This is a genomic window from Umezawaea sp., from assembly GCF_057122925.1.
Window position 1 is genome coordinate 42728 of the sequence record NZ_DBNGPQ010000176.1, and the last position, 18802, is coordinate 61529.

Consider the following 18802-nt stretch of genomic DNA (forward strand, 5'->3'; position numbering starts at 1 on the left):
GTCACAGCTTCCGGAACGGCGCGGGGCTCAGCCGGTCGCGCATCAGCAACTTCGCGTACTGGCCCATCGTGCGCCGCAGCCTGAGCTTGCTGACGCTCTTCTTGCGGTCGTAGCGCAGGGGCAGCGGGACCTCGGCGATCACCGGGTCGCAGTGCCGCAGCTTGAGCAGCAGCTCCACCATGCAGGCGAAGCCCTGCTCCTCGACCAGCCGCTCGCCCCAGTGGTCGGAGGCGCGGCGCAGCAGCGACGCCCGGTACGCGCGGAACCCGCTGGTGTAGTCGCGGACGCCGTCCACGTCGAGCGCGTGGCGGAACACCGCGCCCGCGCCGCGCGAGAGCACCCTGCGGCCCAGCGGCGCGGTGGCGTCGTCGCCGCCGCGCGCGAACCGCGAGCAGATCACCACGTCGGCCCCCGCCGCGATCTTCTTCTGGAGCGACGGGATCAGGCCGGGGTCGTGGGTGTCGTCGGCGTCCATCACGACCACCACGTCGTCGTCGCCGGACGCCTCGATGGCCGCGCGCAGACCGGTGTGCAGCGCCCGGCCGAGGCCGAGGTTGACCCGGTGGCGCACGACCCGGACGTCGAGCCCCTCGGCACCGCGCTCGGCGGTGGCGGCGGTCGAGTCGGACGAGCCGTCGTCGACGACCCACACCGTCAGCCCGCCCGCCAGGGAGAGGTCCGCCAGCCTGCGCAGCAGCGGCGGCAGCGAACCCTCCTCGTTGAACGCGGGCAGCACGACGTGCGCCCGCCCGCAGGTCAGCGTCGTGCTGCCCGCCTGCGGAACGACCGACACCGGCCTGATCCGCACCTCGGCCTCTTCGAGTGCCACAGTGCCCCTCACCATTGCTCGCTGGTCCGACGGCGGAGACAATCGCGCTCCGCGTCGTCGAGTCATATTCGGCCACGTTCCGACCCTTCTTTAACCTGGTCCGGACAAGCGCGGTAACCGAGGCAACAGAAACACACACATCCATCACCGTTAGGAGGGCTCCTTGTCCATCGAAAGAGTGATTTTTGCTCGATTGTTCTCCAGTTTCCGCGCCAAGGAGGCCCGATAACACCGAATGGGTGAACTCCATCGGGTGCCTGGATATGGCGCGGGAACGGCTGCCGAAGCAGCCTCCGAGCCGAATTCGAGAGGAAGTCGTTCGGGATGTGGCATGGCGCGGCGTGGCTGCCGCCGCGAATACCGGGAACAACCCATCGCGTGGCACTGTGGAATTCCCACGAAAGGGTGAATTTCGATGACTGATCTGGTCTCGGCCGTCAGTTCGCCCGCGCACGGGAAAGGGCGGCACGCGCTGAAGGCGCCGGGCGGTTCCCGAACGCGGCCCCTCTCCGCGCGGGTGAACGCGGTCGCCCTGGCCCTCGGTCTGGTCGACGCGGGCGCCCTCGTCGCGGCGGCGCTGTGGACGCGGCCGGGGTGGGGCGCGGCGGTGCTCACCGCGGTGCTGCTGCTCGTCGTCCGGTCGAGCGGCCGGATCTACCGCAGGCGGCTGTGGCTCTCGTGGTTCCAGGACCTGCCGCGCTCCCTGGCCACGACGGCGACGACGTTCGCCCTGCTCGCGTCCTGGGCCGTGGTCACCGGCCAGCCCGGCCAGGTGATCACCGCGCTCCAGCACCTGCTGGTGCTCTTCGTCGTCTGCGGCGAACCGGTGCGGTTCGCCATGTTCTGGCTCGGCCGCTGGGGCCGCCGCCGCTTCGGCCGCTGCGACCGCACGCTCGTCGTCGGCGCGGGCAAGGTCGGCGTGGACCTCGTGACCACGATGATCGAGCACCCCCAGTTCGGCCTGCGGCCCGTCGGGTTCGTCGACCACGACCCCGTCCTCGACCACGAGGACCTGCCGGTCGACCTGCTGCCGGACGACCTGGCGTCGGCCATCACCCGGCTCGGCGTGGGCACGGTGATCCTCGCGTTCTCCGACACCCGCGACACCTCGGCGGTCGACGCGGCCATCACCGCGCACCGGCTCGGCTGCACCACGCTCGTCGTGCCGCGGATGTTCGAGCTGTACCAGGACAACCACGACGTCGAGCGGCTGCGCAGCTACCCGCTGGTGCGCCTGGGCACCGCCCCGACGAGCAGGCCGAGCTGGTGGCTCAAGCGCGCGATCGACGTGCTGCTGGCCGCGGTGGCGCTGGCCGTCCTGTCCCCCGTGATCGGCCTGTGCGCGCTCGCCGTGCTCGTGGAGAGCGGGAGGCCGGTGATCTTCCGGCAGGTCCGCATCGGCATGGACGGCCGCAAGTTCCGGATCTACAAGATCCGCAGCGTCCGGCCGGGCACCACGGACGACTCGCAGACGAAGTGGTCCGTGCAGGGCGACGCGCGCGTCGGCCCGGTCGGCAGGCTGCTGCGCGGCACGTCGCTCGACGAGCTGCCGCAGCTGTGGAACATCGTGCGCGGCGACATGTCCATCGTCGGCCCCCGGCCGGAGCGACCCGTGTTCGTGCGCGAGTTCTCCGCCATCCACGAGCTCTACTGGGCGCGGCACCGGGTGCCCGCGGGCCTCACCGGCCTGGCCCAGGTGCACGGGCTGCGCGGCGACACCTCGATCGCCGACCGCTCCCGGTACGACAACTACTACATCGCGAACTGGTCGCTGTGGCTGGACCTGAAGATCCTGGTGCTGACGGTGGGGGAATTGGTGTGTCGCAAACAGCGGTAGCCCGGTGCGGTGGCCCCTCCAGGACGCGGAGGGTCGTCACCGGGGTGGCGGCCCTGGCCGCGCTGCTCTCCGCGCAGGCGTGCGCGCTCGGCGCGGCCACCGGGAACGACGGCCCGCCGTCGAAGGCGGCGGCCCCGTGCGCGTGGTGGTACGGCATCGGCGACTCGCCGACGGCGCGGGACGTCCGGCTCGCGGCGCAGCGCTACGACGTCGTGGTGCTCAACGCGGTGGAGACCGCGGCCATGCGGCAGCTCCACCAGCTGAACCCGAAGATCAAGGTGTTGGTGTACAAGGACCTCTCCAGCACCCGCAACTACCAGGGCGCGGTCGTCGGCGACCAGGACGCGGCCTACCTGCCGTCCGGTCTCGGCCACCAGAGCTCCCAGCGCGAGCACCCCGAGTGGTTCGCGCTGGACACGGCCGGGAAGCGCATCGAGTGGAACGGCTACCCGATGCACTGGCAGATGACGGTGTGGGACAAGGCCTACCAGCGGGCGTGGACCGAGGCCGTGACCGCCGAGGTGACCCGCGAGGGGTGGGACGGGGTGCTGGCGGACAACGACTTCAACTCGCTGAGCCACTACTCCCCCGCCGTCCTGGCGGGCACCTCCGACGTCAGGGCGACCGACCGGCTGCTGCGCGACGGGCTGGACGAGTTCCTCGGCGTGGCGGGCGACGCGCTCACCGGCGCCGGGAAGCTGTTCGTGCCCAACGTGTCCGAGACGCACCTGACACCCGGCCGCTGGACCGCGCACTCGCGGTTCGGCGGGGCCGTGGAGGAGAACTTCGGCTTCCGGGACGCAGGGGGGACGGGCGAGCTGCTGACGTTCCGGGGCAACGAGTTCAACGAGCTGCGCGCCCAGGCCGCGCTCGGCGAGTCGTTGCTGCTGCTGGTGACGCGCACCCGCGAGGAACGGGAGAACAGGGCCGGGTACGCCAGCGCGGCCCTGCTGGCCGGGCCGCGCACGTGCTGGACCTCGGCCACCACCGACGACTACCGCGACCCGGAGTGGTCGCAGCTCCAGGCGTCCGGCCTCGGCGAGGCCGTCGAGACGGCCACCAGGCGGGCCGACGGATTGTGGAGCAGGCGGTTCACCGGCGGCTGGGTGGCGGTGAACCCGACGGCCACGCCGCTGGCGGTGACGCCCCCCGAAGGGCTGGTCACCCCGGACGGCGACCCCGTGACCACGCTGGAACTCCCCGCCGCCGACGGCGTCGTCCTGCTCAAGCCCAGGTCGTAGCGGCACCCGGCCGAGGTGGTCCAGTCCGCTGGACCACCGACCGACGCGGCCCCTACCCCAGCAGGTCCTCGTACAGCTCCAGGTGCCTGCGCGCACACACCTCCGGCGTGAACCGGGCCCTGGCGCGGGTGGCCAGCTCCCGGCCCGTCCCCGCGGGGTCCGGATCGGCGAACAGGGTGCGCAGGCGGTCCGCGAGCCCCGGCACGTCACCGGGCTGCGCGAGGTAGCCGGAGGCGCCGACCATGTCCGCCACTCCCCCGGTGTCCGTCGCCACGACCGGTTTCCCGGCCACCATCGCCTCGGCCACCACGAGCGGCTGCTGCTCCATGCTCGACGGCAGCACCAGCGCGTCGCACGCGAGCAGCAGGTCCGGCACGTCGGCGCGGAAGCCGAGGAAGTCGACCTTCCCGCGCAGCGGCTCCTCCTCGGCCAGCCGTTCGGCCGCCGCGCGCTGCGGACCGTCGCCGATCACCGACAGCCGGGCGTCGGCGGGCATCACACCGGGCATGGCCAGGGCCGTCAGCAGGTCCAGCACCCCCTTGCGCGCCACCAGGAGACCGACGAAGGCGAGCCTGCGCACCGGTCCCGCCGGGAGGCGGACGGCGCTGGGCGCGACGCAGTTGTCGATCTGCGTCAGCCGCCGTGCGGGCACCCGCAGGCGGTCCGCCAGGAACCGGCCCATCGCGGGCGCGGGCACGACGGTGCGGTGCAGCGCCCTGGCGACCAGGGCGTCGGCGGCGAGCACGGCGCGGGTGTAGGCCGACGGCGAGGACGCTCCGGGGATGCCGCGGAACCACGGCTCGCCCACGTCGTCGGGAACCCCGTGGTAGGTGTGCACGACGGCGGCCGAGCGCAGCCCGGTGCACACCAGGCCCGCCCGCCGGTCCTGGGCGTGCACGACGTCGGGCCGCCACGCGCGCACGACGCCCCTGGTGCGCCTGCCCGCGGCCACGTCCCCCTTGCGGGACACGGTGATCTCCTCGTGGTGGCCCGCGAGCAGGTCGGCCCCGCGCGCCGGGGTGGGGCCGAACACCCGGACGTCGACCGCGCCCGAGTCGATCAGGGTCGTGGCCAGGCGGACGGTCACGTCCACCGGCCCGCCGCGGTCCTGGGTCAGCAGGTAAGCGACGCGCAGCCGTCCACTCATGAGATCCGTCCCCTGGCGAGTTCGTCGACGAGCGTGGCGATCTGGTCCGCCATCCGGCTCCGGTCGAAGAGGAGCTCGGCGCGCTGCCTGCCGCGTCCGCCCTCGGCGGCGGCGAGCGCGGGATCGGCCAGCCGGTGGGCCACCGCCGCGGCGAGCGCCCCGACGTCGCCCGCCCGCACGACCGCGCCCGCGTCCCCGACGCTCTGCCGCACGCCGCCGACGTCGAACGCCACGACGGGGCGGCCGGAGGCCATCGCCTCCAGCGGGACCAGCGCCATGCCCTCGGCGCGGGAGGGCAGCACGACGACGTCCGCGGCGGTGTAGAACGGGGCCGGGTCGTCGCTGTGGCCCCACCAGCGCACCGACCCGTGGTCGGCCGTCGGGTGGGAGCCGCGCCAGCCGTGGCCCTCCGGACCGTCGCCGACGAGCACCAGGCGGGCGTCCGGCACGCGGGCCAGCACCTCGGGCCACGCGGACAGCAGCTGGTCCTGGCCCTTGAGCACCGCGAGCCTGCCGACGCACACGGCCAGCGGCCCTGCGGGCCCCAGTCCCAGCGACGCCCGTGCCGAGGCGCTGTCACGGGGGCGCAGGCGGTCGGTGTCGACGCCGTTGCAGACCACCTCGGCGTGGGCCGACACACCCGCGTCGCGGCCGATGACGAGCTCGTCGTCGCTGACGCACACCACCAGGTCCGTCCACCGCGACGCCCGGCGCTCCCAGACCTCGCTCACCGCGCGCAGGGCCCCGCGCGCGGTCTGGAACGACCACAGGTGCGGCTGGAACACCGTCGGCACCCGCCCGCGCACCGCGAGCCTGCCCGCGAGACCGGCCTTGGAGCTGTGCAGGTGCACCACGTCCGGCGCCAGGCGCGCCAGCACCCTCCGCAGGGACACGACCTCCTTCACCAGCAGCGGGCTCGGCCCGCGGGTGGCGCGCCAGGCCCGCACGTCGATGCCGAGCCCCCTGGCGCGGTCGGCGAGCCAGCCGGTCGGCGGGCACACCACCACGACCGACCACCCGCGCGCGCGTTGGGCGACCGCCAGGTCCAGGACCACCGCCGCCACCCCCGCTTCCACGGGCTGCGTCACGTGCACGACCCTCACCGCAGACCTCCGCGCAGTTCGTCCAGTGCCGCGCGGTGCGCGAGCAGCGTGCCGACGCCGTAGCCGAGCAGCAGCACGGCGCCCTCGGCGAGCGCGCCGACCGGCGAGTCCGCCGGGCCGAAGACGCCGAACCGGTCGAGCAGCACCGCGGGGACCGCGCCGACCAGCGCGGCGACCGCGACCCGTGCCGCCGCACCGCCGACGGCCGGAGCGACGCCGAGCCGCCGCAGGTGGAACCAGGTGAGCGGCACCACGACCCACGCGACGGCCAGTTGCGCGCCCGCGACGGCGGTGACGCCGTGGCCGGTCGCCACGACCAGCGCGACGACGACCAGCACCAGGTGGGTGACCTCCAGCACGAGGTAGAGCACGGCGTGGCCGGTCGCCTTCACGGCCTGGTACCAGATGTGCAGCACGCTGATGCCGAGCCCGTAGCCGCTCAGCAGCACCAGCGGCGCGGCGGCGGCCTCCCACCGCGCGCCGAGCACGACGACCCGGTCGCCGAGCAGGGCCACGGCGAGGTACAGCCCGCCCGTGACGACGAGGACGGCACGGGTGAAGCGGTCCATGACGGCGGTGATCCCGTCCCGCTCGCCAGCCCGGACCAGCCTGGCGCACAACGGGAAGGCGACCGCGCCGAGCACGACGGCGACCATGACGTAGGGCACCCACGCGATCCGGTAGGCCAGCGAGTACACGCCGACCGCCTCCGGCCCGAGCACGTGCCCGATCGCCAGGTAGTCCACGTTGACCACCAGCGCGGCCACCACGGCGGCCGGACCCACCACCGAGATCCAGCGCAGCGCCTCGGCCGCCGCGGCGGGGTGCCAGCCAGGCCGCACCCCGCCACCCGCCAGCACGCCCAGGACGGGCTGCGCGACGGCCGTGCACAGCAGACCGACCACCAGCGCTGCGGGACCGGTGTCCCGCAGCGCCAGCACGACCGTCACGACGGCACCCAGCACCGCGCCGCCCGCGTCCGGCAGCATCCGGCGGCGGAAGTCCAGGTCCCGGTGCATCAGGCCCATCTGCACGCCGCCCGCCGCCGAGAACGGCAGGCTCAGCGCGGCGAGCCGCACCAGCGGCTCCGCCTCCGGCGAGCCGAGCAGCGCGGTGATCGGCCCGGCGGCCGACGCCAGCACCACGGCCAGCAGCGCGCCCGCGCCGACGCTCATCACCAGCACCGTGCCCGCCATCCGGCGCGGGTCGTGCTCGGTGCGGCTGATCACGTCGTAGACGCCGATCGACTGCACGACCTGGCCGAGGTTCACCAGCGCCACGGCGAGCGCGACCAGGCCGAGCTGGCCCTCGGTCAGCAGCGCCGCCAGGACCAGCGTCACGACCACCTGGCTGCTCTTGCTGACCAGGTTGACCGCGCCGAGCCACAGCGACCCGCGGACGGCGAGGCCGCCGGTCACGAACCGCCCCGCCGACGAGCGGCGAACACGACGAGCAGCACCCACGCAGCCACGAGGGCCAGCCCGTCCGCGGTGACCCCGACCCTCGCCCCGAACAGGGAGACGATCGCGGTGTCCACGACGTGCAGGTGCAGGAACGGGAAGGCCGTCGCCGTCAGCGCGACCCCGGCCGCCCACCACCCCGGTTCGCGGCGGCGGCGCCACCACAGCGCCGCAAGCGCGGCCATCGCGGGCACGGCGATCAGCACGTCGCCGGGCTGGTGCACCACGCACACCACGACGGCCAGGCAGGTCAGCAGGTCCGCCACGACGCCGTCGCCGAGCCGGTCCAGCTTGCGGAGGAGCACCGCGCTCCCGGCCAGGACCCCCAGCAGCGCCACCGGTTCCACGAGCGGCGGCAGCCAGCCCGTGGTGCGGAAGAACACCGCGGGCAGGTCGACGCGCTGCGCGGTCATCGAGTCCACGGCGCCGTAGTCCGTGCTGGTGGCGTGCGCCAGGTTGGCCGCGACCACGTCGACGAACGCGCCGAGCCCGCCGCCGCGGAACACCAGCAGCAGGACCACCGGCAGGCTCGCCACCGCCGCGATGGCCGTGCCCGCCAGCGCCACCCGCCGCGATCCGCGCGCGAACAGCAGGACCGCCAGCGGCAGACCGAACTGCGGCTTCAGCCACGCCACCGCGAGCCCCACCGCGGCCCAGCGCGGCTGCCGGTCCCGACCGGCCAGCGCGCCCGCCGCGCCCAGCGCCACCAGCGGGTTGACCTGCCCGAGGTAGAGCTGCGCCTTGCCGACCTGGCTGGTCACCAGCAGCGTCGCGATGCCCGCCGTGCCGAGCGCGAGCGGGGCGTGCCGCCGGATCCCGTACGCCGCCAGGAACGACAGCGACACCAGCAGCAGCAGCGACACCAGCACGAACGCGACCGCGCCCGCCCGGTAGTCCAGCAGCGCGAACGGCAGGTGCAGCACCAGGTGGTACGGCTGGTACAGGTTGAAGTCCTGCCGCACCGGCCAGTGCGCGAACATGACCGACGGGTCGTAGGGGTTGCCCCCCGCGAGGAACTCCCGCAGCGGGTAGTACGTCGCGTCGCGGAAGTCCTGCATCCGCACCTCGGCCTTGGTCGCCGAGGTCGGCAGCGGCACCTGCCAGGACGGCCGCAGCGCCCACCACGCGCTCACCGCGCCCACGACGGCCAGCACGACCGTCGTGACCGCGACCGCGGAACCCGGCCTGCGGAGTTCGCGCAGCGTCATCCGGTCACCGGGCCCTGCCGCGGTGGCGAGGGCACGTCGAGGACGTCGGAGGCCACGGGGGGAACGGGTCCGACCGGGATCACCCTCCACCCCCCGTCCGGCGCGGTGGTCACCCGGACCACCTGCTTGGACGCGGCGGGCCAGACGCCCACCACGGTCGCGAACCCACGGGCGGTCATGCGAACACCTCCGTGCTCGGCTGGGGACGAACGGGCGGGACGGGGATGTCCAGGACATCCGGCAGCACGGGTGGGACGGGCTCGGTCAGCAGCGCCCGCCAGCCCCCCTCCGGGGTGGCCGTCACCCGCACCACGCGCTTCGACGCGGTGGGCCACTCGCCGACGGCGGCGGCGAACGCGCTGCCCAGGCCTCCGCGGGCGGTCACGCGAACACCACCGCGACGAGCACGGCGTCCTCGGGCAGCACGCCGACGGCGGCGGTCAGGTCGTCCTGCGCGCCCCGGCGGGTCAGCGCGACCACGGCGTCGCCGCGGCCCCGCTCGTGGCGGCCCCCGAGGTCGGGCACGAGCACCCGCGCGGGGTGGGCCAGCACGAGCCGGTCGGACAGCTCCTCCGCGCGCGCCACCAGCTCGGGTGTGGCGGCGACGACCCGTGCGGGACGACCGGCCGCCCGGCACAGCAGGGCGAGGCGCTCGGCGAGCGCCGGGTCGGCCCAGTCGGCCGTCAGCACGGGGTGGCGGGTCCCGGCGGCGGCGAGCGCCCTGCGGACGTCCTCCTGCCCCCTGGTGGTGCGCAGTCGCCGCACCACGGCCAGCGCGACACCGGCCATCACGCCCGCGGCCAGCGCCAGCCCGATCGACAGCGGGCCGTCGGGGGCGACCTGGACGACGTCGGGCTTGTCGTCGAGCACCTTCAGCCTGCCGACGGGAGCCAGCAGGTCCGCCTCGACCAGGCTCCTGGCGATGGCGGACGCGGCGGCACCCGCCTGCTGCGGGGACCTCGCCCGCACCGACAGCCGCGCCAGACCCGAGGCGGGCACCAGCTCGACCGACACGTGCGCCGCGAGTTCGGCCGGCGGGTACCCGGACACGCCCGCGGCGGCCTGGAGCACGGAGGGGCTGCGGGACAGCTCGACCAGCGCGGGCAGGGCGAGGGAGACGACCTCGCCGTACTGGGCGGTGGTCCCGCTGTCCGCGGCCACCACCGGTTCGGCCAGCAGGCCGACCCGGCCCTGGTGCTCGGCGGGCCGGAGCACGCCGACCACGAGCACGAGCGCGCCCACGGCCAGCGCGACGGCGGCGCACTCCGCGGTGCGTCGGGTCAGGAGCCTCACCGCCTGCCCCCGTCCACCATCGTGCGGAGCAGTTCGTCGTAGGACTTCATCAGCGTGTGCCCGTCGTGTTCGGTCCCGGCCACCGCGACGGCGGCACGGGTGTCGGCGTTGGAGAGCAGGGCGCGCAGGGCGTCCGCGACGGCCGTCGGCTCGCCGCGCGGCACCACCACGCCGCCGCCGTCGGCGAGCGCCTCGGCGACGCCGTCGACGTCGGTCGCGACCACCGGGACCCCGGCGGCCAGCGACTCCAGCACCGCGATGGGCATGCCTTCCCAGTCGCTGGTGAGGACGGTGAGGTCGACCGCGGCGAGCAGGTCGGCCACGTCGGAGCGGTTGCCCAGGAACCGGACCCGGTCGGCGACGCCCAGGTCGCGGGCCCGGCGCTCCAGGTCGGGGCGCAGGCTGCCGTCACCGGCCAGCAGCAGCACCGCGTCCCGGCCCCCGAGCGCGGCCCACGCGTCGAGCAGCACGTCGTGCCGCTTCTGGGGTTCCATCCGGGCCAGGCACAGCGCGACCGGTACGTCGTCGGACAGGCCGAGCGCGGAGCGGACCGTGGAGCGGTCGACGCGCGGCGGTGCGGGGAACACCGCGTTGCGGATCACCACGACCTCGTCGAGCCCGGCCGCGCGCAGGCGGTCCGCGGTCGACGAGGCGACGGCGACGACGGTGTCGGACGTGCGGCGCAGCACCCGGACGGCGCTGCCGTGGTCGGTCGCCGAGACGCCGTGGAACACCGTCATCAGCGGCGCCCGGCGCAGCGGTGCCATCGCGAGCCTGGCCACGGCGGACGCGCCGACGTTGTGCGCCACCACGACGTCCGGCCGGAACGCGCGGTACGCGGTCCTGGTCGCCTTGGCGGCGCGGACGACGCCGCCCGCGCGGCGGCGGGCGACGGGCACCTCGAAGTGCGGTACCCGCAGGGCGTCGGCCCGGTGGCCGCCGCCGCTGGCGACGGCCGACTCCCAGCCGTACCGCTCACCCGCCCCCGCCATGCCCGCGACGAGCGCCTCGGCGCCGCCGGTGCCCATCTCACTGATCACGTGCAGGACCCGCACTCCCACTCCCGGTTCGTAGTTCGGCCGCGCAGGCGACCGCGATCATCAGCCACAGCGGCAGGTAGTACTGCTCGGACAGGAACGTCGACGCGACGGCGGTCGCCAGCAGGCTCGCCTGGACGGCGATCATCTGCGTGCGGTCCGCGCCGCGGCGCAGCGCTCTCTCGCTCGCCACGACGGCGGTGCCGATCAGGCAGGCGAAGAGCAGGAAGCCGGGCACGCCGAGTTCGGCCGCGACCTCCAGGTACATGTTGTGCGCCACCGGGGACTGCTCGTCGACCTCGGCGTTGTGGGAGAAGGCCGGGTACTCCGCGCGGAACCCGCCGGGCCCGACGCCGAAGACCGGGTTGTCGGTGAGGATGCGGGCGGCGGCCTGCCAGCGGAGTTCGCGGGTGTCCACGTTGGTCGAGGCGATGAAGCTCTTCTCCCGCAACGCCTTGTCCAGCTCCTGCTGGGCCACGGCCGCGCCGCCCAGCGCGAGCACGGCGAGCACGCCGACCGCGGCGGCCAGCACGCGCGGCGACAGCGCGCGGCGAGCGACGAGCCAGAGCACCGCGGCACCCAGCGCGAGCCCGCCGCCGCGCGAGAACGTCGCCGCCGCGCCCGCCACCAGCACCGCGCCCGCGAGCAGCGCGAGCGCCGACACCGGCCTGCGGCGGGCCGCCACGATCGGCAGCACCAGCGGCAGCGCGGCGACCAGCACGTGCGCGAGGTCGTTCGGGTCGTCCAGCGGGCCGCTCGCCCGCGACTCGCCCTCGGCGACGAGGCTGTACAGCGCGCCCGTCCCCGCGACGGCGGCGCCTGCGACGGCGGACACCAGCAGCGCCCTGACCGGCACCTCGCGGGAGGCGACGTCGACCAGGATCGCGGTGACCAGCAGGAACGGCAGCCAGCGCTGGGTGTACTCCAGCGCGAACGGCTCGGCCACGTGCACACCGGCCGACACGAGGACGACGACGGCGAACAGCGCCAGCAGCGCGTGCACCGGGTGCGGCTTCGGCCACTGGCGGTCCCGGACGCGGATCGCGAGCCAGGCCAGCGCGAGCAGCGCGGGCGCCAGCTTCGCGAGCTGGCCGTGCGCGGCGAGGAGGTAGCCCTCGACCGGCGCCAGCGCCACGGTCGCGCACGCGAAGACGCGCAGGGACCGTTCGGGGATCAGGAGGTCCCGCCGCGCCGCCACCAGTGCCGTCACCCCCGTGACCCCAGACGGCGCGCGTCCCGTTCGCGGTCCAGCCCGGCCCGGCGCGCCCGCGCCACGTGCTCGCCGGTGCCGACGAGGTCGAAGTGGCGGCGCAGCTCGCCGAGCACCCAGCCGAGCAGGTCGGTCTTGCGGGCGCTGGGCACGGCCATGCCGGGGAAGAACTCCATGCCCGGCGCCTCGGTCGCGTCCAGCACGTCCGTGGGGTGCAGCAGCAGCGACGGGCCGACCCCGCGCAGCAGGCACAGCCGCAGCGCCGTGCGGAAGTAGGCGCGGGCCAGCGTCGGCGACGCCTGGTTGAGCTGCTGGAGGTAGGACGCGTGGATCGGGGTGCGCAGCAGCGGCATGGTCGTGACCGGCAGCTCCACCAGCGACGCCGACGTGCCGACGCGCCACCGGTAGGCGCCGACGGGGGCGAGGACGCGGGACACGCCGCCGAACAGCTCGTCCGACGCGGCCTCCTCGGACACCGACCGGTTGTGGTACGCCCTGGCGAGGGGGCCGATCCACGTCGGCCACGTGCTGGCGTCGTAGGAGTAGCCGCGCTCCACCAGCAGTTCCAGCAGCTCCGGGGTGAGGCTGTAGCCCGGCCCGCGGAAGCCGATCGGCCGGGGCGCGCCCGCCGTGACGATGGCCTCCTCGGTGCGCGCCAGCTCGGTCTCCAGCCGCGCCCTGGAGTACCGGTGCAGCCACGGCTCGTGGCCCCACGAGTGGTTGGCGACCTCGTGGCCCGCCGCGCTGATGGCGGCGACGGCCTTGGCGCCGTCCTCGCGCTCGACGTCCGCGCCGACCGCGAACACCGTGGTGGTCAGGCCGTGCTCGCCGAACACCTCCAGCAGCCGGGGCACGGCGGTGGGCAGGAAGCTCGGGTAGCTCGTCCAGTCCCGGTCGCCGTGGGTCTTGAGGTAGGCCCACAGGTTGTCCAGGTCGAGCGAGACGCTCGCGGTCGGCTTCACACCGCCTCCTTCACCGGGGCGGCGGTCCGCTGGGGCGCCTTGCCCAGCGCCAGCACGCCGATCACGACCAGTGCCATGCCCACCGCCACCCACCACTCGCGGCCCGGCGCGATCCGGTCGCCCATCACGGCCATGCCGACCACCGAGGCGAGCACCAGCGAGGTGGCGTCCATCGTGGCGACCGCGGAGGTGGCCGACCCGCGTTGCAGCGCGCCCGCCAGCAGCGCCTGTCCGAGGACGGCGGCGAGCACGAGGATCCAGGCCAGCGGCTGCCACGGCAGCGACGCCAGGTCTCCGCCCGCCAGCGCGCGACCGGCCACGGCGACCACCGCGAACGCGATCCCGGCGGGCACGGCGGCCGACACCAGGGCGTTCGGCCTGCCGGAGCGGACGCCCAGCAGCGCGGTCAGCACCAGCACGCCCACCAGCGCGGCGACCATCGTCGGCGTGAGGCCCCGGGCGGTGGACGACGTGGCGGCCCCGCCGAGCAGGACCATGCCGACGGCCAGCAGCACCAGCACGCCGATCTCCACCGACGTGACCCGCCAGCCGAGGACCAGCACGCCGAACAGGGTCGCGAGGCCGATCGCGGAGGCCGAGCCCGCCTGCACGAGGTAGAGCGGCAGCGAGCCGCGGGCGAGGAAGGCGAGCACGAACCCGCCGACCTGGGCGGTGAAGCCCGCGAGGTAGAGGCGGTCCGCGGCGAGCCGGGCGATCAGCCCGAGGTCGGCGCCGGGCCGGTGTTCGGCGCGGCGGGCGGCCGTGCTCTGCGCGACGATGCCACCCGCGTACAGGACCGCGGATGCGACGAGTTCCCAATAGCCGAGCACGTACGACTCCTCTGAGGCGCCACCTGCTCGACCGGTAGTCGTCGAGCCAACGGGGCGGGAGCGTACGTGCCTCCATCGCCGAACACGGTAGAAGGACTGGACTAGCGTTTTTCTTGCCACACAACGTGAAACTGCCCCCACTTGAGAGCCACGAACGAGTTAATCGATCACTCGTTCGTGGCTCCCGGGGCTCATTTCCGTCCTACCGCGACCGAAGCGCGCGGAGGTCCGCGCGGTGGTGCCACGCGATCAGGCCGCAGAGGACGCCGAGGATGATCGGCGTGATCACGAAGGCCGGGTTGTCGAGGATGACGACCTGGGTGGAACCGGCCCCGACCATCAGCCCCACCAGGCCGATCGCCGCCGGGGCGACGAGTCCCGGCACCAGCAGTCCGATGCCGCCCGCGAGTTCGAAGAAGCCGATCAGGTAGCGGAACCACTGCCCCGCACCGATCTCGGTGAAGATCTCGACGGCGTACGCCTCGCCGAAGAACTTCGGACCGGCCGAGGCGACGACGAACATCAGGGCGACGAGCACCCGCAGCACCACGAAGGTGGTGGACACGGCGCGGCTCCTGGCGGTGGGGAGCGGGGTGGAGGTCATGGTGGTCCGTCCTCTCGGAACTCGGATTGGCTGTTGTGCTGACCGCGACCGTGGCGAAAACTCATCGCATCGACGGCAGTCGGGTCCACGTGCTCGGCTTGACCGGTCAAGCGGACTTCGGGAGGGGACGGGACTCGTGACCACGGCGGACTCCAAGGTCGACCAGGACTTCCTGGAGCTGGCCGAACCGATGCGGCGCGAGGTGCTCGCCCACTGCTACCGGATGCTCGGCTCGGTGCACGACGCCGAGGACGTGGTCCAGGAGACGTACCTGCGCGCGTGGAAGGCCTACGACCGGTTCGAGGGCCGCTCGTCGCTGCGCACCTGGCTGTACCGGATCGCCACGCGCACGTGCCTGACCGCGTTGGAGGGGCGCGGGAGGCGACCGCTGCCCACCGGGCTCGGCGGCCCGAGGACCGGCCCCGACGAGCCGCTGGTCGACCGGCCCGAGGTGCCGTGGCTGGAACCGATCCCGGACGCGGCGCTGACCGCCTCGCCGACCGACCCGGCGTCGATCGTCACGTCGCGCGAGAGCATCCGGCTGGCGCTGGTGGCCGCTCTCCAGTTCCTGCCGCCCCGGCAGCGGGCCGTGCTGCTGCTGCGCGACGTGCTGGCGTGGAAGGCCGCCGAGGTGGCCGACCTGCTCGACACCACGACCGCCGCCGTGAACAGCTCGCTGCAACGGGCGCGCGCGCAGCTCGACGCGGTGTCACCGACCGAGGACGGCGTGGCCGAGCCGACCACCGCCGAGCAGCGCGCGCTGCTGGACCGGTACGTGAGGGCGTTCGAGGACAAGGACATCCCGGCGATCGTCGGCCTGTTCACCTCCGACGCCGTGTGGGAGATGCCCCCGTTCACCGGCTGGTACCGGGGTGGCGAGGACATCGCCCGGCTCATCGACACCCGCTGCCCCGCCGAGGGTCCCGGCGACATGCGGCTGGTGCCGACCAGCGCGAACGGCCAGCCCGCGTTCGGGCTGTACCTGCGCGGCGAGGACGGCGTGCACCGGCCGTTCAACCTGCCGGTGCTCACCCTGTCGCCGCAGGGCGTCACGCACGTGGCGTGCTTCTTCGACCCGAGGCTGTTCGAGGTGTTCGGCCTGCCCGCCGTGCTGGAGGACTGAGGTCCCGGCTCAGGTCGCGGCGTCGAGGTACGCCCACCGGCCGTCCTCGCGGACGAAGCGGCTGTTCTCGTGCAGTTCGGCCGGGCGGCCGTCGTGGACGTAGTGCGCGCGGAACTCCACCGTGCCCTCGCGGTGCAGCAGGCCGCCGCCGGTCGTGCCGAGCACCTCCAGCCCGGTCCACCGCGTGCCGTCGTCGACGTCCAGCGTCGCGGGCCGGGTGCTCGGGTGCCAGGTCCGCAGCAGGTACTCCGCGTCGCCGACCGCGAAGGCGCTGAACCGCGAGCGCATCAGCAGCTCGGCGGTCGCCGGGGACGTGACGTCGAGGTGGGCTCGGGCACAGCAGTCCCCGTAGGACTTGCCGAGCCCGCAGGGGCAGGGTGAGGTGGTGGTGATCGCGCGTGGGCGTTGTCCGGACACGCGGGTGATTGTGACCGACGCGGGACGAGGGGATGCACTGGTGGCCGACGAGGACAGCGCGGACTTCGAGCGCACGCCGATGAAGTTCGTGGACCGGGTCACCGCGGACGGTGCCGAGGGCTGGCCGGTCGAGGCGGGCCGGTACCGGCTGGTGATCAACCGGGCGTGCCCGTGGGCGAACCGGACGGTGATCGTGCGCAGGCTCATGGGGCTGGACGAGGCGATCTCGCTGGCCGTCACCGACCCGATCCAGGAGCAGATCGACGGTGAGGCGCACTGGGTGTTCACCGCGGAGACCGGCAGTCCCGGCGACGTCGACCCGGTGCTCGGCGTGCACGCGCTGCGCGACTCCTACCTCAAGCGCGACCCCGGCTACGACGGCGGCGTGAGCGTGCCGGGCCTGGTGGACGTGCCCAGCGGCCACCTGGTCAGCAACGACTACGACCAGCTCACCCTCGACTTCGGCGGCGAGTGGACGGCGCTGCACCGCGAGGGCGCCCCGGACCTGTACCCGTCGGCCCTGCGGGACGAGATCGACTCGGTCAACGAGTTCGTCTACCGGGACGTGGCCAACGGCGTCTACCGCAGCGGGTTCGCCCCGTCGCAGGCGAGCTACGACCGGGCCGTGCGCGTCCTGTTCGCGGGCCTGGACCGCCTGGAGGACCGGCTGACCCGCCAGCGCTACCTGCTGGGCGACCACGTCACCGAGGCCGACGTCCGGCTGTTCCCGACGCTGGCGCGGTTCGACGCGGTCTACCACGGCCACTTCAAGTGCAACGTGCGCAAGCTGATCGAGTACCCGGCCCTGTGGGCGTACGCGCGCGACCTGTTCCAGACACCGGGGTTCGGCGACACCATCCACTTCGACCACATCCGCCGCCACTACTACGGCGTCCACACCGCGATCAACCCGACGCGGATCGTCGCCGCGGGGCCCGACCCGGCCGCCTGGCTCACCCGGCACCACCGCGACCAGCTCGGCGGCTCCCCGTTCGGCGACGGCACCCCGCCGGAGCCGCCGCCCGTGATCGACCGCGTGCCGATGCCGGTCTGACCTCGGGCCGGGCCCTCGGAGGACGCGGTGGTGGGCACACCGCCGCGTCCTCCACGACGGCGCACCGCGACTCCGGGCCGCGGCTGAAGGCGATGACCTCGTCCAGCTTGTCCCGCGCCCGCACCAGCTCGGTGATCTGCCGGTCGATGCGCTCCCGTTCGGCCGCCAGCGCGGCGCGCGACTCCGGGGTGTTGACCTTGGCCTCGACGCACGGCAGCAGCCCCAGGATCGTCTTGCTGGACAGGCCCGCGGAGTACAGCAGCTGGATCAGGTCCACCCGCTCCACCGCGCCGTCCGAGTACTGCCGCTGCCCGCCGCTGCCGCGCACCGACCGGAGCAGCCCCTGCTCCTCGTAGTAGCGCAGCGACCGCACCGCCACACCGGTCTTGGCCGCGAGTTCCCCGATGCGCACGACACCTCCACGAACGCGCCCGGCGCACCTCACACCGGTGTCAGGTCCAGCGTAAGCCCTCAGGACGGGTCGGCGCCCCGCCACGCGGCGAGCCAGAGGCCCGTGCCCGCGGTCACCAGGGTCGCGGCCAGCCAGCCGCTGAACCCGCTGCCGTCCAGGTACGCCCAGAACAGGCCGACGAACGGGGCCGGGATCACCAGCACCGCGTCCGCGCGCAGCTGCCGCGTCCAGCCCGCCTCCGCCGCCGCCCGCACGACCTCCGGATCCGGTTCGGCCGGGCTGTCACCGCGCCGTCCGCGCGGGTGCTTCGAGGTCGCCGGGCCGGACGGGTAGAGCCGCACGTCGCCGTGGTCGACCACGACCAGCCGGTCGCCGTGCAGCACCACGGGAGCGGGCGACGGCATCGCGGCGAGCGCGGGGTCGTAGTACACCGGGATCCACCGCTCACGAGGCCCGTCGACCTCCAGCCACGACCGCACGATGAGCCCGGACTGCACGCGGATCCGCCGCACCCTGGCCGCGCGCCCCGGCGCCCGTGCCGCGCGGGCGCGGGTGACCAGCCGCCAGGCGGACGCCGCCAGCACCAGCAGCACGACGGCGGTGGTGAACGCGAGGCCGCTGAGCGCGCGGTCGGCCTGCACGAGCAGGGCCGCGCCGGGCACCACGACGCGGTCCGGGTGCTCCGGGTCGTACGCGACCTGCGTCTTCTGCCCCAGCGGGGGCGTCTTGCCGGGGATGTCGACCAGCGCCGTGGTGACCGTGCCGTCCGCCAGCGGCCAGTTCACCTCCACGGCGTTCTGCCCGACCCGGACCACCTGGCCCACGGCCCGTCCGCTCAGCTCGCCGATCCGGGCGGACGCGGAGGTGTAGGACAGCAGCGCGGTCACCGCGACGCCCGCGCACAGCACCAGCACGACGGCGGTCGCGGCCAGGCCGTGGCGGACGGCGCGGACGCGGAGCAGCGCACGGGCAGTGGTCACCGGGTCATCCTCTCGAACAACGGCCGACGGCCCGGCGGGGAGCACCCGCCGGGCC

20 protein-coding genes are annotated in these 18802 nt (G+C 74.4%); 4 read left to right on the forward strand and 16 right to left on the reverse strand.

Translation table 11 applies throughout. From position 1 onward, the window contains the following. Position 1: 1 nt before the first annotated feature. The gene (locus AC156L_RS39100; RefSeq protein WP_330873722.1) at positions 2-829 is read right to left on the reverse strand and encodes a glycosyltransferase; all 828 of its coding nucleotides are present in this window, start codon (positions 827-829) and stop codon (positions 2-4) included. 415 nt (positions 830-1244) lie between these two features. Here AC156L_RS39100 and AC156L_RS39105 point away from each other — a divergent pair, with 415 nt between their 5' ends. After that, positions 1245-2666 (forward strand): sugar transferase, encoded by a 1422-nt coding sequence (locus AC156L_RS39105; protein WP_330873723.1) that lies wholly within the window; start codon positions 1245-1247, stop codon positions 2664-2666. A gap of 44 nt (positions 2667-2710) precedes the next feature. Further along, the gene (locus AC156L_RS39110) at positions 2711-3907 is read left to right on the forward strand and encodes a putative glycoside hydrolase family 15 protein (protein WP_330873724.1); all 1197 of its coding nucleotides are present in this window, start codon (positions 2711-2713) and stop codon (positions 3905-3907) included. Between the two features lie 52 nt (positions 3908-3959). Here the strand turns inward: AC156L_RS39110 and AC156L_RS39115 are convergent, their stop codons facing one another. The 12 genes from AC156L_RS39115 to AC156L_RS39170 all read right to left on the reverse strand — a co-directional run bounded on the left by AC156L_RS39115 (position 3960) and on the right by AC156L_RS39170 (position 14761). Further along, positions 3960-5054, reverse strand: coding sequence for a glycosyltransferase family 4 protein (locus tag AC156L_RS39115; protein ID WP_330873725.1), 1095 nt, complete (start codon positions 5052-5054; stop codon positions 3960-3962). Then, complete coding sequence (locus AC156L_RS39120; RefSeq protein ID WP_330873726.1) at positions 5051-6142, reverse strand: glycosyltransferase; 1092 nt, start codon at positions 6140-6142, stop codon at positions 5051-5053. Before AC156L_RS39120 ends, AC156L_RS39115 begins: the two co-directional genes overlap by 4 nt. An 11-nt stretch (positions 6143-6153) precedes the next feature. Further along, positions 6154-7575: an oligosaccharide flippase family protein gene (locus AC156L_RS39125; protein ID WP_330873727.1), complete on the reverse strand. Its 1422-nt coding sequence runs from the start codon at positions 7573-7575 to the stop codon at positions 6154-6156. Then, the gene (locus AC156L_RS39130; protein ID WP_330873728.1) at positions 7572-8825 is read right to left on the reverse strand and encodes a glycosyltransferase family 87 protein; all 1254 of its coding nucleotides are present in this window, start codon (positions 8823-8825) and stop codon (positions 7572-7574) included. The genes AC156L_RS39125 and AC156L_RS39130 overlap by 4 nt, the downstream gene beginning before the upstream one ends. Next, the gene (locus AC156L_RS39135) at positions 8822-9004 is read right to left on the reverse strand and encodes a hypothetical protein (RefSeq protein WP_330873729.1); all 183 of its coding nucleotides are present in this window, start codon (positions 9002-9004) and stop codon (positions 8822-8824) included. The genes AC156L_RS39130 and AC156L_RS39135 overlap by 4 nt, the downstream gene beginning before the upstream one ends. Next, positions 9001-9210, reverse strand: coding sequence for a hypothetical protein (locus tag AC156L_RS39140; protein WP_330873730.1), 210 nt, complete (start codon positions 9208-9210; stop codon positions 9001-9003). The genes AC156L_RS39135 and AC156L_RS39140 overlap by 4 nt, the downstream gene beginning before the upstream one ends. After that, positions 9207-10118, reverse strand: coding sequence for a YveK family protein (locus AC156L_RS39145; RefSeq protein WP_330873731.1), 912 nt, complete (start codon positions 10116-10118; stop codon positions 9207-9209). Before AC156L_RS39145 ends, AC156L_RS39140 begins: the two co-directional genes overlap by 4 nt. Further along, positions 10115-11179: a glycosyltransferase gene (locus tag AC156L_RS39150; protein ID WP_330873732.1), complete on the reverse strand. Its 1065-nt coding sequence runs from the start codon at positions 11177-11179 to the stop codon at positions 10115-10117. The genes AC156L_RS39145 and AC156L_RS39150 overlap by 4 nt, the downstream gene beginning before the upstream one ends. Beyond that, positions 11148-12365, reverse strand: coding sequence for an O-antigen ligase family protein (locus AC156L_RS39155; protein ID WP_330873733.1), 1218 nt, complete (start codon positions 12363-12365; stop codon positions 11148-11150). Before AC156L_RS39155 ends, AC156L_RS39150 begins: the two co-directional genes overlap by 32 nt. Beyond that, a complete protein-coding gene (locus AC156L_RS39160; protein WP_330873734.1) occupies positions 12362-13327 on the reverse strand; it encodes a polysaccharide deacetylase family protein in 966 nt (321 codons plus the stop codon). Before AC156L_RS39160 ends, AC156L_RS39155 begins: the two co-directional genes overlap by 4 nt. Then, on the reverse strand, positions 13324-14157 hold the full coding sequence (locus AC156L_RS39165) for a DMT family protein (RefSeq protein ID WP_330873735.1): 834 nt from the start codon (positions 14155-14157) through the stop codon (positions 13324-13326). Before AC156L_RS39165 ends, AC156L_RS39160 begins: the two co-directional genes overlap by 4 nt. Before the next feature lie 202 nt (positions 14158-14359). Next, on the reverse strand, positions 14360-14761 hold the full coding sequence (locus tag AC156L_RS39170) for a DoxX family protein (RefSeq protein ID WP_330873736.1): 402 nt from the start codon (positions 14759-14761) through the stop codon (positions 14360-14362). 136 nt (positions 14762-14897) lie between these two features. Between AC156L_RS39170 and AC156L_RS39175 the strand changes: the two genes are divergently transcribed. Beyond that, positions 14898-15884 carry a sigma-70 family RNA polymerase sigma factor gene (locus AC156L_RS39175; RefSeq protein WP_330873737.1) on the forward strand — a complete coding sequence of 329 codons (987 nt, stop codon included), beginning with the start codon at positions 14898-14900 and terminating at the stop codon, positions 15882-15884. A 9-nt stretch (positions 15885-15893) separates the two neighbouring features. Here the strand turns inward: AC156L_RS39175 and AC156L_RS39180 are convergent, their stop codons facing one another. After that, positions 15894-16301: a YchJ family protein gene (locus AC156L_RS39180; RefSeq protein WP_330873738.1), complete on the reverse strand. Its 408-nt coding sequence runs from the start codon at positions 16299-16301 to the stop codon at positions 15894-15896. Between the two features lie 79 nt (positions 16302-16380). Here AC156L_RS39180 and AC156L_RS39185 point away from each other — a divergent pair, with 79 nt between their 5' ends. Continuing rightward, entirely contained in the window at positions 16381-17355 is a 975-nt protein-coding gene (locus AC156L_RS39185) for a glutathione S-transferase family protein (RefSeq protein ID WP_330873802.1), read from the forward strand. On the opposite strand, the gene AC156L_RS39190 is transcribed toward AC156L_RS39185, so the two are convergent. Together AC156L_RS39190 and AC156L_RS39195 are read right to left on the reverse strand one after the other, a co-directional pair. Continuing rightward, positions 17255-17767 (reverse strand): MerR family transcriptional regulator, encoded by a 513-nt coding sequence (locus AC156L_RS39190; protein ID WP_484407759.1) that lies wholly within the window; start codon positions 17765-17767, stop codon positions 17255-17257. The genes AC156L_RS39185 and AC156L_RS39190 overlap by 101 nt on opposite strands. Positions 17768-17826: 59 nt before the next feature. After that, positions 17827-18747, reverse strand: a complete 921-nt coding sequence (locus AC156L_RS39195) for a hypothetical protein (protein ID WP_330873740.1) — start codon at positions 18745-18747, stop codon at positions 17827-17829. Positions 18748-18802: the final 55 nt, after the last annotated feature.

Bases quoted from the DNA above. Each gene is read 5' to 3' on its own strand.
- AC156L_RS39115 (WP_330873725.1), bottom strand. From the start codon at position 5,054: ATGAGTGGACGGCTGCGCGTCGCTTACCTGCTGACCCAGGACCGCGGC.
- AC156L_RS39135 (WP_330873729.1), bottom strand. From the start codon at position 9,004: ATGACCGCCCGTGGGTTCGCGACCGTGGTGGGCGTCTGGCCCGCCGCG.
- AC156L_RS39130 (WP_330873728.1), bottom strand. From the start codon at position 8,825: ATGACGCTGCGCGAACTCCGCAGGCCGGGTTCCGCGGTCGCGGTCACG.
- AC156L_RS39185 (WP_330873802.1), top strand. From the start codon at position 16,381: ATGAAGTTCGTGGACCGGGTCACCGCGGACGGTGCCGAGGGCTGGCCG.
- AC156L_RS39105 (WP_330873723.1), top strand. From the start codon at position 1,245: ATGACTGATCTGGTCTCGGCCGTCAGTTCGCCCGCGCACGGGAAAGGG.
- AC156L_RS39170 (WP_330873736.1), bottom strand. From the start codon at position 14,761: ATGACCTCCACCCCGCTCCCCACCGCCAGGAGCCGCGCCGTGTCCACC.